A 12,469-nucleotide genomic window follows, 5' to 3' on the forward strand; every position below is an offset into this window, starting at 1 on the left:
ATGAATAGAGCACTCTTTGCTGTACTTGCTATGATATGGAGTGGTTTTGCTTCAGCACAAGTATTAATGAATCTAGGTGAAGGTGAAGCGAAAGCCATTAATACTAAAGCAGAGATTGCTTCAGTGTTTATATCTGATCCTAAGATAGCGGATTATCAAGTTGTCGATAAAAACAAGTTGGTCATTTTTGGTAAACAAGTTGGTTCAGTCTCTTTACTTGCGTTCGATGAAAACTCCGAAACCATTATTAGCCGAAAGCTTGTTGTTAACAAAAGCCTAATTCATGTCCAGCAGCAGGTGCAAATTCGATACCCAAATGTCAGTATCTCAATTTACAATTTAGGCGAACAGGTTGTACTGGCTGGCAAGGTGCCTAGCGAAAAGGTAAGGGACGAAATCAATATTCTTGTTGGCGAATTGCTGAATAAAGAATACGAAGACTACAAAATCGAGTGGGATCTTGGAGATAACTCCTATGAAATGGAGTTTATGACTCGACGTCACTACAAAGGTATTGTCAACAACATCGAAGTCGCTACCACAAAGCAAGTGAATGTGAAGCTGTCCATTGCTGAGGTGTCTCAATCGTTCTTAGAAGAGTTTGGCGTGCAATACGCTAGTAGTGGTTATTCGGCGGGAACATTCGTCGACCAATTAGTCAACTTTAGTGCTTCAGATATAGTCTCTGTCATAACCGCAATCGGCGATGATGCTGTTGGGCAAGTGCTTGCAGAGCCCAATTTATCGGTTATCTCTGGTGAAACCGCTAGCTTCTTAGTTGGTGGCGAAATTCCTGTTGTTACCATCGTCGACGGTGGCACCAATGTTCTATTTAAGGAATTTGGTATCCGCTTAGAAATGATGGCTAAAGTGCTACAAGATGACAAAATTAAGCTATCACTGATGCCAGAAGTAAGCTCTCTGGATACTCAATATCAAAACGACCGTTACAACCTTCCTGCTCTCAAAACGAGACGAGCGCGCACTACAGTTGAACTGGGTGATGGTCAAAGCTTTGTTTTAGGTGGACTGCTAAGTACAGAAGATCGTGAGTCTTTAAGCCGTGTTCCTTTTATTGGCGACGTTCCTATATTGGGCGCGCTATTTAGGCATTCAGAGACCGTACGCAATAAAACTGAGCTAGTGATCGTTGCAACAGTCAATCTTGTTAATCCAGTTAATCCTTCGCAGATTCAGTTACCGACAATGAAGCGTACATCAACGATGCAGAGGTTTTTTAATATCGAATATAGCTATACCCCTGCGAGTAAAGTGTGGGCCGAAGAAATCTTGCAGACAGGAGGCTTTAAGAAATGAATAAGTTTCTAGTAGCAATTATGACATGCTTACTCGTTGTCGGTTGTGCGGAGCGGGTTGATGAACGCTCTGGTATTAGTGTCGAACTTGTACCCGTTACCTATACTTTTAAAGCGAATGTACAAAAAGATAACCAACCTGAAGTTGGGGAGCGTATTCGTGAGTATTTGGAGCTACACCGAGATAAAGTACTTACTGAGCAGGTGTTTTTTGCTTGGTCTTCCAAACTTGCTAAACAGCAGGTTTTAGAAACCAAGGAAAAACTGCTTTTGATGGGAATAGATCCTAAGAGTATTCACATTTCTGAGTTAACGAGCAGTGCTCAACCTTTCAATCTTACGATTTCGCTGCAGCAATTTCAGGTCTTAGTACCGACTTGTGAAGCTCCAAAAGTTAATCGATTTGGGTTTACTGCTCATGACTGTTTCGTAGAGGGGATGCGTTGGCAGTCTATGCAGCATCCGGAAAAAATGGTGGGTAACCAAGCGAAACCAAGCGACGTGGAAAAATAGCCGATGTTAGATTTAGTAGAACTATTAAAACCGTCAGACTCTCAAGAACCAGAAGCTCAGGGGCTGTCATCGGTTCTATTCTATCAAACCGAAGTCTGCCGCAAGTTGGTAGAAGAAGCGTTTACGTTTGAAGGCCTTGCTGTCCCTAAGTTGTTGGAAAATGATGATGAGGTCATCAAGAAGCATGCGCGTAGCAGTGCGTTAGAAATTGTTATTGTCGAGCTTAATGAAAGTGCGAATGTAACAGAAGATATGCGACGCATTAGTCACTTGCTACCTAACTCGGCATCAGTGATTGTTATCGGTAGCGAAGATGCAATTTCTACGATTCGAAACCTCAAAGAGATGGGTTTTTACTACCTATTCTGGCCAGTAAGTAAACAAGAGCTTATCGACTTCGTAAAAAATGTATCTGACAACCGTCAACGTAACTCTGGCTTAGGTAAAGCACGTGAGGCGAAAAAGGTCGCATTTTGGGGAGCCAGCGGGGGCGTGGGTAACTCATTATTAGTCGCAGAAATTGCTTGTGAACTGTCGAGTAAGAAAAACAGCTCATGTGTCGTAGTTGACCATGACTTTGTTGGTGGCAACTTGGACATATTGCTTGGACTTAAAAAGTTTGAGAAGAAAGATATTCCACCTGGTGCGTTGACGTCTAACTTAGATACGTCATATGCGTTAAATATGACTCAAAAAATAACGTCGATGCTATCGATTTTGTCAGTGCAGTCTAAAGATCTCAATGAAATTCAGATGAAGGAATATGTGAGAACTTTGTCTGATGAACTCTCTGAGCAAACCAACTTTTTGATCGAAGACCTTTCTCGCTCAGTCAACAGCAAATACGATCTTGAATATAGCGCTAAGGAATGTGATGCCATTGTCTTGGTCTTAAAGCCAACGGTTTCATGCCTAAGAGATGCCAGTCGAGTTTGTTCTCAGTTGAAAGATTTAGAGACAAAAGCACGTATTATCGTGGTTATTAATCATACAGCGCCAGAGAAACATTCGACAGTAACTAAAGAAGAAATCGAAAAATACCTGCGTAGACCCATTGATGTTATTTGTCCTTATGATGGTCAGATGAGCAAAGCGCTGCTTGAAGGAAAGCACCTTCATGAGTTGAAGTTGCCAATAAGTAAAAGTATTAAGCAAATTACAGCAGCATTACTTGGCGAAAAGCGCGAGATCAGCAAGGCTGGGTTGTTAAGCAAGTTAATTAAGAGAGGTCGTCAATAATGGATCACTCGAAATCGATATTTATAGCCATACGTCGTCAGATATTTGAAGCATTAGATAGTGAAGCTGTAACAGTTCTGACTAAAGAGCAGTTAAGTAAACAACTTGCTGAAGCCGTAGAACTCCTTATAGAACGTCAGGGGTGGTCAGTACCTTCCATCGTTAAAGCTGATTACGTTCAAAGTCTAGTTAACGAAATTCATGGCTTAGGGCCAATGCAAGCTCTGATGGAAGATGAATCCATCAGCGATATCATGATCAATGGTTGCGATAATGTATTCGTGGAGCGTAATGGTTTAGTTGAAAAGTCGGAAGTAACATTTATTGACGAAGAACAATTAATTCAAATAGCTAAACGAATTGCTGCCCGTGTTGGACGCCGAGTTGACGACTCATCACCAACTTGTGATGCCCGCTTGCCAGACGGTAGTCGTGTAAATATTGTTATTCCCCCAATTGCGATCGATGGAACGTCCATTTCTATTCGTAAGTTCAAAAAAGGCAGCTTAAGCTTCGACGCGCTTGTCGAATTTGGTGCTATGAGCCCTGAAATGGCTAAGCTTCTTATGATCGCAGCTCGTTGTCGTCTTAATATTTTGATTTCCGGTGGTACAGGTTCTGGTAAAACAACCATGCTTAACGCTCTTTCGCAGTTTATTTCTGAGAAAGAACGTATTGTAACTATCGAAGATGCGGCTGAACTTAAGCTTCAACAGCCCCATGTTGTGCGGTTGGAAACGCGAACTTCCGGTATTGAAGGAACTGGTGCAATCGATCAGCGAGACCTTGTTATCAACTCACTTCGTATGCGTCCTGACCGAATTATCGTTGGTGAGTGTCGTGGCGGTGAGGCATTCGAAATGCTTCAGGCCATGAACACAGGTCACGATGGCTCGATGTCTACATTGCACGCCAATACACCTCGTGATGCTCTTGCTCGTGTCGAAGCTATGGTGATGATGGCGACTAACAACTTACCTCTAGAGGCTATTCGCCGCAATATTGTTAGTGCTGTCGATCTTGTTATTCAGATCAGCCGTTTGCATGATGGTTCGCGTAAAGTAATGAGTGTGTCTGAGGTTGTGGGTCTTGAAGGACAAAGTGTTGTTCTGGAAGAGATCTTCCGTTTTGTGCCTAATCAGATGCAAGGAGATGATGGAAAAGTGCGCGGAAACTTTGTTACTGCAGGCTTGATGCAACGTTCAGTTTTAGTGGAGAAAGCGAAGTTCTTTGGTTTAGATGCTCAACTTAGTCAACTATTTGCGGCTCGAGAAGCAATATGATCTTCTGGCTTTCTCTAATCATAGGTGGGCTTTTGTTCGTTATTGCGTTTTGGCCATCAAAACGTAAAGAAAACGAGTACTTAGAGCAGTTGAATCAAACCTTGTTTGTAAGCTCAATGGACGAAGACCACAAGGCCGTAAATTTCAATAGCCTAACTGGTGAGACGTTTTCTCAAAAAGTGGTTCGACGATTCAATAACGTTAAACTGCAGCTTGGCAAGTTTGCTCTCTTAAAGATTCTCGCTTTTTGTATGTTAGTTGCTCTTGCATGCTTCTATATAAACAATACATTTTTACGCTTTAATCCATTTTATGTTTTGATCATCGGGCAAATCATTGGTGTATTTGTTGGATTAACGCTACTAGAGCAGCGTCAGGAAAAAGAATTTGAGATGTCCTTTCCTGATGCCTTAAATATGCTAGCAAGTGCGGTAAGCTCGGGTGAAAGTTTGATGCACTCGATCATATTTGTTGGCAAATCATTAGAGGGGAGTGTTGGTGAAGAGTTTAAGAGAATGGGAGAAAGATTGCAGCTAGGCGAGTCTCCCGATACGGTTTTTCGCAAGTCTTGTAACCGTTTTCCTTATCGTTCCTTTCAGTTTTTTGTTATTACGCTCCGCGCAAATATGCAGCGCGGTGGTCAGTTAAAAGATGTTATTACGCGTTTGAATCGTTTGATGTTTGACGCAAGGGCTATTGAGAAGAAGAAGTATGCGTTAACTTCAGAAGCGCGTACATCGGCAAAGATTGTTGCTGCTATTCCATTCTTTTTCTTATTTGTACTTCAATTTTTGAGTCCAGAGAATTACGACTTTGTAATGAATCACCCTAAGGGGCAGCCAATACTTTACTACATGCTGATTAGTGAGACTCTAGGTATTGCCATCGTCTGGGGATTGATGAGAGGAGTTCGATAGTAATGATCTCTCCGCAGTTATACGTATTTCTTCAACTCTGTTCAGTTTTCCTGGGAGTTGTGTTAATCGCATTGGTGATTTTCCGATTAGTTAAACGGAAAATGTTCCTTACCCAGCTTTCTCTTAAGTCAGAATCAAATCGCATGGCGGGTTTTGTTGAGTTCGTATCCGAGAAAGTGACCAAACCTGTAGTAGAAAGTAACAACCAAGAGATCAATGAAAAGTTTAAGAGAGCAGGGATATCTACGAAAAGTAAGTGGGTAAACTTCTATATGCCAATCAAATATGGAGCGCTAATGCTAGGGTGCCTTGGTATATATATATATTCGCTCCAAAGTGATATGTCGACTACCGCTCTTGTCGCATTTATGGCTTGTTGGTTGATTGCCTGTATCATTCTTCCTGACGCAATTTTGGACAGCAGAGGTAAAGCAAGGGTTTTACGTGTCTCCCAACAGCTACCATATTTATTGGACCTTTTAGCTGTCTGTGTTCAAACGGGTATGACAATTGAATCTGCGATGAATTATTTATCTAAAGAGATGGCGGGGTTTGATAAGGAACTCGCAGGGTTGTTAAAGAGGACAAATGATAGGTCCCGTTTGGTTGGTATGCAGAAAGCACTCGATGAACTTTATGAAGATATCCCCTCCAGTGAGATGCGAAGCTTCGTCATGACACTTAAGCAGAGTTTGCAATACGGTTCCTCTATTTATGGTGTCCTTACTACGCTTGCCGGGGACATTCGAGATGTTCAAATGCTTACTCTAGAAGAGAAGATAGGTAAGTTAGCAGCAAAAATGTCTGTTCCGCTAATACTATTTATTATGGTTCCCATCGTTATTTTGATTGCAGCGCCGGGAATCTTGAGGATGATGTCTAATGTTTAAATTTGTGCCTCTTCTTGCTGCTTTAGTGCTGGTTGGCTGTGTCTCTACGACAACTCCAGATAGCACTTTAAATAAAGAGTCCCTGCTGCTTCAAGCGCAAAATTACAGTGAGCTAGTGGGTTTCTATAAATCGGAACTCAGCAAAAACGATACGCCGGAAACTCGTATTAAACTTGCGCGAAGTTACTTGAAAATAAAAGACGCAGATTCTGCTTTGTTTACCTTGCAACCCCTAGTATCACAAAAAATAGTATCGGCCGAAGCATTATCTGTAAATGCCAGTGCTTTATATGAGCTCGGTGAGTTTAAGCAAGGGTTGAACGATATTGAACGAGCTAAAGAGTTGGACCCTGGAAATGCTGAAATCTTGAATTTGTCAGGCTTACTTTATTCAGCGAATGGTGACTACAACAAAGCTCGTATGATGTTCAACCTGGCAAGAAGCAATTTCTATGATGACATCACTATTAAGAATAACCTTGCGGTACTCGACATCATCGAAGGGCACTATTTAGATGCGGTGCAACGACTGATGCCAATTTACACTAATGAACAAGCCGATGCCCAGGTGCAGGCAAATCTTATGTTGGCACTAGCGAAATTGGGTAACTTTGAGTATTTGAGAACAATGCTAGGCCCAGAAGTGAGCGAGGAAGATGCATTCAATCATTTCGCGGCGTTGAGAAATAGTGAGCCTTCGAGTCAAGTTAACCCTGAACTTCTAAAAACCGAAGCAACCGGAGCTGTACAGTAATGAAAGGTGTAAAAGCTTTTTATCAAAAGGGTGTAGCTAGTATCGAGTTTGTTCTAGGATTTATGGCGTTTTGGCTGATGTGCATGGCATGGGTTGAAATGAGCTACCTCTCGTATATCAGTGCGATCTCTGACTTGGCCGTATCTGAGGCAGCACGCTCAGCAAAAGTGTCTCATGGAGATTACAGAACTGTTTTCCAGAACGTCATTAATGATAGTGATGCGTTGTGGGCGGGAGTGGTTGATGAGTCAAATTTTCGAATGTCCGTTAACTATATTCGAGCTGTTGCCGATTTAACGAATGTGAACCCATGTGAAGTGCCTGACGGTGATAGTTTTGCCGAATGTGGCACTGCCGCAAATAGTGCCATGGCTATTTATAGAGTAGATTACGATTTCAACTCCATTTTCACCTATTTTATGGACACATCTAGTTTAGTGAGCCGTGAAGTAATCGTTGTACAGGAGTATGAACGAGATGCTTTCTAGACTGTTACGTAAAAGACAAAATGGATCATTCAGTGTTGAATTTGCGATTGTAGGCTTGGTTTTCAGTACGCTGCTTGTTTTTAGTGGTGATGTGATTATCAAGTTATCGATGAAAGGTAAGCTAGACAGACTGTCTTATTCGATGGTTAATATCCTTAAAGAGCGTACTCAGTTGTATGACGAGGATTACAAGATTACAAATAGTGAAGCTCGACAATTGTATGTTATTTCGCGCGAGTCTTTATCGCGAATGAGTGGCTCTGCATTTGATAGTAATCGCTATCGAGTTATCGTTGAGGAGCAGACATTTGCGAGTAATGGTAATCCGAATCCAGTAAGAACGTTTAACTTTGGTGCTGATGTGTGTACGTTGCAGACGCGCTTGAGTGATTTGCGTCACCTTTCGGTGGTCACGTCTTGGGATCGACAAGCAACGTTATACCGAGTCTCATTGTGCTACCAAACTGACAACTGGGTTGGTGATATATTGGGAGGTGATTTTCGCATAGTCTCCTCTGATGCGGTAATTATAGGTAGGTAGAGAAATGAGACATATCAAGAAGCAAAGTGGTCACGCTGCTCTACTATTCGCAATGATTATTCCTGGCTTGTTTGGCTTGTTTACTTTAGCTAGTGACGGCGCGAGGGCACTACAAACTAAGGCTAGAATTGAAGACGCTTCAGAAATAGCGGTACTTGCTATTGCGGCACACAATGACGATAACAAAGACTCTCAAGGGCCAGAAAGCGGTAGTCGAGTAAACCGAAAAATCGCGACTGATTATTTAGAAGCATACTTACATGACACGACTGAAATCTCTGAAATTAAAATAAGAAAGTATAATTGCGACCAAATCAAAGAATGCCGTGATGGTTTAGCAAGAGGCGAAGCTCGTTTCTTCCAGTATGAAGTTGAAGCGACAAGTAAGCATACTTCTTGGTTCCCAGGTAACAAGGCGATCGAAGGGTTTGGTGATAACTTTTCTACGAAAGGTGCGGCAGTTGCTCGTAAGTACCAAAGTGAAGCGGTAGATATTATTTTTGTTTCTGACTATTCAGGATCGATGGAATGGTATTGGAGTGGTGGTTCAAACAGAAAGTATATTGATCTACGTAACATCATTAAAGAAGTAACTAATGAACTACAAAAGTTCAATGACTTAAACAATACTGATGATAATACTGTTGGCTTGACAGCATTTAATTATTACACGCATACCAAGCCGAGTAACAAAAATTATTATTGTAAGCTGACTCAAATGGTGTCCAAAAATGGCTATTTTAATGCTTCGCGCACGGTAAGAGACATTTTTGTGGAAAAGAACAGTAGCTACTGCCGTTCACAAAGCAATGATAGATCGCGCTTTAACGATTTGCCGTTAACTGATAACTATACTTCGTTCAATAATAGTGTTCAGAACTTCTACCCAAATCATGGTACCGCTTCTTTTCAAGGAATCATTCGTGGTGCTCAAATGCTCAAAAAGGGCAAGAACCCGAGGCGTTTGCTGATCGTTTTATCTGACGGGGAAGATGGCGATCCTAATAGGCATCAACAATTAGTAAATGCCGGAATGTGTACCAAAATAGTTGATACATTATCCGCAGATAAAACGAGCGATGGGCATGCAATAAAAGCGAGACTAGCTGTTGTTGGTTTTGATTATGATGTGAACAAGAATAGAGCTCTGCAGCAGTGTGTAGGGGCAGAAAACGTTTATAAAGCGCAAAACAAAGACGATATCTTAAATAAAATACTCGAGCTCATTACAGAAGAAATCGGGCACTTGAATTGATGAAAAGTAAAATGAATATGAGAATGAAGAGAAGTACCTTGGCTGCAAGCCTGATTTTATTGGCTATGAATACTCACGCCAATGAAATGCAAGATCCTTTAGCACTCTATTGTAATCAAGATGGTGTCGAATTTGAACACTCGGTGCAGGTGGGTAACAGTGTTGAAATTATGAATCATCAAGGTGGGTTTCAGCAAGTTGTGAAGTCTGGACGCGTGGCGCCAGAGATGTCTTGGTTGCGTGAAGAGTTGGCTCAAATTGGTATGTCTCTGAATTGTTCAGAGTATTTACTAGCTAACGCTGATGTGAGCTATTCAACGGATCCAGAAGTGATAGCACGTGTCTATTTCAACTTTGATGACTCTACATTAACGAAACAATCTGAATACGTTTTAACTCGAGTTTTGAGATTAATTGAATCTCGCTCCCAGAGCCTAGAGCTTGCTGGACACACAGATAATGTTGGTGATGCAGGGTACAACTTCTCACTTGGCTTGAAGCGCTCGAAATCAGTTGAAAACTATCTTGTAGAAAAGGGCGTCGACGCTAAGTTGATTACCACAACAAGTTATGGAGAAACTAAGCCGTTTGTCGATAATATGAGCGATGAAAATCGTAAGCTCAATAGACGCGTGGAAGTTTCAACACTGTAACCCAATGAATTAAATTGCGCTTAAATCTCAACTAAGCGCAATTTAGCTGTTTATCTATTTTAATTTAACAAGTCGGAAGACAGCGCAAATCCACTTTTTTGCTCTTTTGCTTCGTACATCGCTAAGTCTGCGTTGTGAATCACAGTACCAATATTCTTATAACCGCTAGGTTTACGTGCGACACCAATACTCGCTGATACGTGAAGCAATGCACCTTGGTATTCAATTGGTGAGCTAATACATTCAATCAGAGCTCTAGCAAGAGTTTCTGCTTTTTCTCTATCGAATCGTTCCTCAAAAATAAGCACAAACTCATCACCTCCCAATCGATACACTTGACTCGTTCTGTCGGTGTGCTTATCGAGTCTACTTGCGATTGCCTTAAGGAGGAAATCTCCAGCACTATGACCGTAGGTATCATTAATTGGTTTGAAACCGTTCAGGTCGACCATGATAAAGAACAACTCTTTCTCGGGTCTTTTTTCTAATCGCTCGATATGTCTATTAAACCCAACTCTATTGCCAATTTTGGTCAGAGAGTCAGTAATAAGCTGCTTTTCTAGCTCTTTCTTAGCTGCAATTAGTGACGTCACATCTAGCGCGGAACACTCTATGATAAAGTCATCACTGTCTGTGGTATTAAACTGAAATGAACGTTCACCCTGCAGTGTATTAACTTGGTAGTACTGGCCATTGCGAATGCGATCATTTGCTATTCGCATGATCAAGCTCAGTTGCAGCTCTGTCGCGATTTCAGATGTATTACCAAAATGTTGCTTAAACTCATTGTTGGAACGAATGATCGTTTTGTTTTTGGTATCAATAACGAACTGGCATACCTGCGTTAGGTTATAGCTAGTATTGAGCCTTTGCTCACTTTTCCTTAGTTCATCTATATTGTTGAGCAAGCGCTCCCGAAGGTTGTCGATTGATGAAAACAGGGCGCTAAACTCTACATATTGATGTTCAGGTGGCGCGACACTAATTTCACCTTTAGACATCAAGTACCCATATCTCTGAGCATCGTAAAAAGGCTTGCTCAGCAGCGCTAATACACGCCGGCTAAATAGGAAGCCTAGAATGAGGAACGCGGCAACAAAAATGAATGCGATTGGGAGGATAGAAGCAATTTCCCCTTTACCTATGGCATCGGTGTTTTTATCAACCACAATCGTGCCTACTTTATTGTGCAAAGCGTCGTATAAAGGAAACTCAAAACGATTAGTCTCCGGATCTTCTACTGTTGTGACGACTTCGGCTAGGGTCATCTCGTAAACATCGGAATTTAACGCGACTTTGACGACGTGATCGACATGTGCAATATGATTTGCTACTTGTTGCGCGACGTCTGTGTCGAGCTCCATAGCGGCATGAACGGCGTTCAATGATTGAGACTCAATTATCTCGTAAAATTGATGGTTAAGAGAGTCCAGGTTGGATTGATAATAGAAAACAAAACCTATACCACCCATGATAGTAAGTGGGAGTAAAGTGAAGACTGTGTAGTATAGAATTATCTTATGCGTTAAACGTTTCATTATAGGTGTCTATTACAGCTCTTGTTAAGCAATTTCAGTGGCTGACTAGCTGGCATCTTCATTTTTTTATTTAAGCTATCTATGGAGCGCTGATCATCAGAGGTAATCATTTCATGTTCTGCATTTAAATTAACCTCTAGCATATTCTGCGTAGTACCAAAGTGTTTATGGTTACTGTTCCAAATACCTAAATGTAATTGCTTCATAATAGCATAGGTTGCTTTGTCGACATGCTTGATCATGGAAGCAATCACAACATCAGGGTGGTTGAGGTTTTGATCAGTATCGATGCCAAATGCCAATGTTCCTCGTTCCTTTGAAACATTATAAATACCTTGGCTGGCGGCTCCGGCTACAGGTAGGATAATATCAACGCCACGGTCAATTAATCGATTGGCTGCGTTGGCTGCTCCTGTACGATCGCTCCATGCGCTAGTTGTGGAGCCAACATACTCAGTGTGCATTATTGCTTTAGGATTAGAGGAAAGTAGTCCAAGTTCAAAACCACATTTAAAATTGTTAACAGAAGGGCTGTCTACTCCGCCAACAAATCCTACATTGCCTGTTTCGGTTTTTAAGCCCGCTAAATATCCGACCATATATGCAGCATGGCTATTATCAAAGAGTATGCCGATGCTATTGGAGGCATCGTAACTAACATCGTAAACAACAAAGCGAGTTCCAGGGTTTGTGGTAACGATTTTTTTAAGTTCAGGCGTACTTGTCGCGTACACGGAAATAATGGGATCGAACCCTTTAGCAATGGCCTTCTGAATTGCTGAAATATAGCTTTCATTTTTACGTAGCGTTTTACGTTGGGTATTCAAGCCAAGTAAACGGTCAGATTTGTCTAATCCTTGTTCTATTAACCCAAGGAAGTCACCCAACTGAGGTGATGTTTTGTATATAACAATAGGATTGAGCGCTAACTTGTCTGAACTGGCAAACACAAGAGGAGAGCACAGGAAAAGCGCTGCTGTAATCAGCGATATTTTGTAATGCAATTCTAACTTCACTTATTATATTTCGGCTATTATGCGCGAATATGGCTGCATTGGGTTCATTTCAGCAAACGACGAATT

The 12,469-nt window shown here is 41.5% G+C and carries 13 protein-coding genes; 11 read left to right on the forward strand and 2 right to left on the reverse strand.

The window, feature by feature from the left end:
* Genes AC4MRV_RS04360 through AC4MRV_RS04410 form a run of 11 tightly spaced genes read left to right on the forward strand, consistent with a single transcriptional unit; the run spans position 1 to position 9,849 of the window.
* Entirely contained in the window at positions 1-1,317 is a 1,317-nt protein-coding gene (locus AC4MRV_RS04360; RefSeq protein WP_491186237.1) for a type II and III secretion system protein family protein, read from the forward strand.
* Positions 1,314-1,829, forward strand: a complete 516-nt coding sequence (locus tag AC4MRV_RS04365; protein WP_491186196.1) for a hypothetical protein — start codon at positions 1,314-1,316, stop codon at positions 1,827-1,829. The genes AC4MRV_RS04360 and AC4MRV_RS04365 overlap by 4 nt, the downstream gene beginning before the upstream one ends.
* Positions 1,830-1,832: 3 nt before the next feature.
* A complete protein-coding gene (locus tag AC4MRV_RS04370; protein ID WP_491186197.1) occupies positions 1,833-3,068 on the forward strand; it encodes a CpaE/TadZ family protein in 1,236 nt (411 codons plus the stop codon).
* Complete coding sequence (locus AC4MRV_RS04375; protein WP_491186198.1) at positions 3,068-4,351, forward strand: TadA family conjugal transfer-associated ATPase; 1,284 nt, start codon at positions 3,068-3,070, stop codon at positions 4,349-4,351. The genes AC4MRV_RS04370 and AC4MRV_RS04375 overlap by 1 nt, the downstream gene beginning before the upstream one ends.
* A complete protein-coding gene (locus AC4MRV_RS04380; protein ID WP_491186199.1) occupies positions 4,348-5,268 on the forward strand; it encodes a type II secretion system F family protein in 921 nt (306 codons plus the stop codon). Before AC4MRV_RS04375 ends, AC4MRV_RS04380 begins: the two co-directional genes overlap by 4 nt.
* A gap of 2 nt (positions 5,269-5,270) precedes the next feature.
* The gene (locus AC4MRV_RS04385) at positions 5,271-6,158 is read left to right on the forward strand and encodes a type II secretion system F family protein (protein ID WP_491186200.1); all 888 of its coding nucleotides are present in this window, start codon (positions 5,271-5,273) and stop codon (positions 6,156-6,158) included.
* Positions 6,151-6,912 (forward strand): tetratricopeptide repeat protein, encoded by a 762-nt coding sequence (locus AC4MRV_RS04390; RefSeq protein ID WP_491186201.1) that lies wholly within the window; start codon positions 6,151-6,153, stop codon positions 6,910-6,912. Before AC4MRV_RS04385 ends, AC4MRV_RS04390 begins: the two co-directional genes overlap by 8 nt.
* Positions 6,912-7,400 carry a TadE/TadG family type IV pilus assembly protein gene (locus AC4MRV_RS04395; RefSeq protein WP_491186202.1) on the forward strand — a complete coding sequence of 163 codons (489 nt, stop codon included), beginning with the start codon at positions 6,912-6,914 and terminating at the stop codon, positions 7,398-7,400. The genes AC4MRV_RS04390 and AC4MRV_RS04395 overlap by 1 nt, the downstream gene beginning before the upstream one ends.
* Complete coding sequence (tadF, locus tag AC4MRV_RS04400) at positions 7,390-7,941, forward strand: tight adherence pilus pseudopilin TadF (RefSeq protein ID WP_491186203.1); 552 nt, start codon at positions 7,390-7,392, stop codon at positions 7,939-7,941. The genes AC4MRV_RS04395 and tadF overlap by 11 nt, the downstream gene beginning before the upstream one ends.
* A gap of 4 nt (positions 7,942-7,945) precedes the next feature.
* Positions 7,946-9,196 carry a TadE/TadG family type IV pilus assembly protein gene (locus tag AC4MRV_RS04405; RefSeq protein ID WP_491186204.1) on the forward strand — a complete coding sequence of 417 codons (1,251 nt, stop codon included), beginning with the start codon at positions 7,946-7,948 and terminating at the stop codon, positions 9,194-9,196.
* A 23-nt stretch (positions 9,197-9,219) separates the two neighbouring features.
* Positions 9,220-9,849 carry an OmpA family protein gene (locus AC4MRV_RS04410; protein ID WP_491186205.1) on the forward strand — a complete coding sequence of 210 codons (630 nt, stop codon included), beginning with the start codon at positions 9,220-9,222 and terminating at the stop codon, positions 9,847-9,849.
* Positions 9,850-9,908: 59 nt separating this feature from the next.
* Here the strand turns inward: AC4MRV_RS04410 and AC4MRV_RS04415 are convergent, their stop codons facing one another.
* Complete coding sequence (locus AC4MRV_RS04415; RefSeq protein WP_491186206.1) at positions 9,909-11,387, reverse strand: GGDEF domain-containing protein; 1,479 nt, start codon at positions 11,385-11,387, stop codon at positions 9,909-9,911.
* Positions 11,387-12,403 carry a BMP family ABC transporter substrate-binding protein gene (locus AC4MRV_RS04420; RefSeq protein WP_491186207.1) on the reverse strand — a complete coding sequence of 339 codons (1,017 nt, stop codon included), beginning with the start codon at positions 12,401-12,403 and terminating at the stop codon, positions 11,387-11,389. The genes AC4MRV_RS04415 and AC4MRV_RS04420 overlap by 1 nt, the downstream gene beginning before the upstream one ends.
* Between the last annotated feature and the right edge of the window lie 66 nt (positions 12,404-12,469).

The organism is Vibrio sp. (assembly GCF_984391705.1).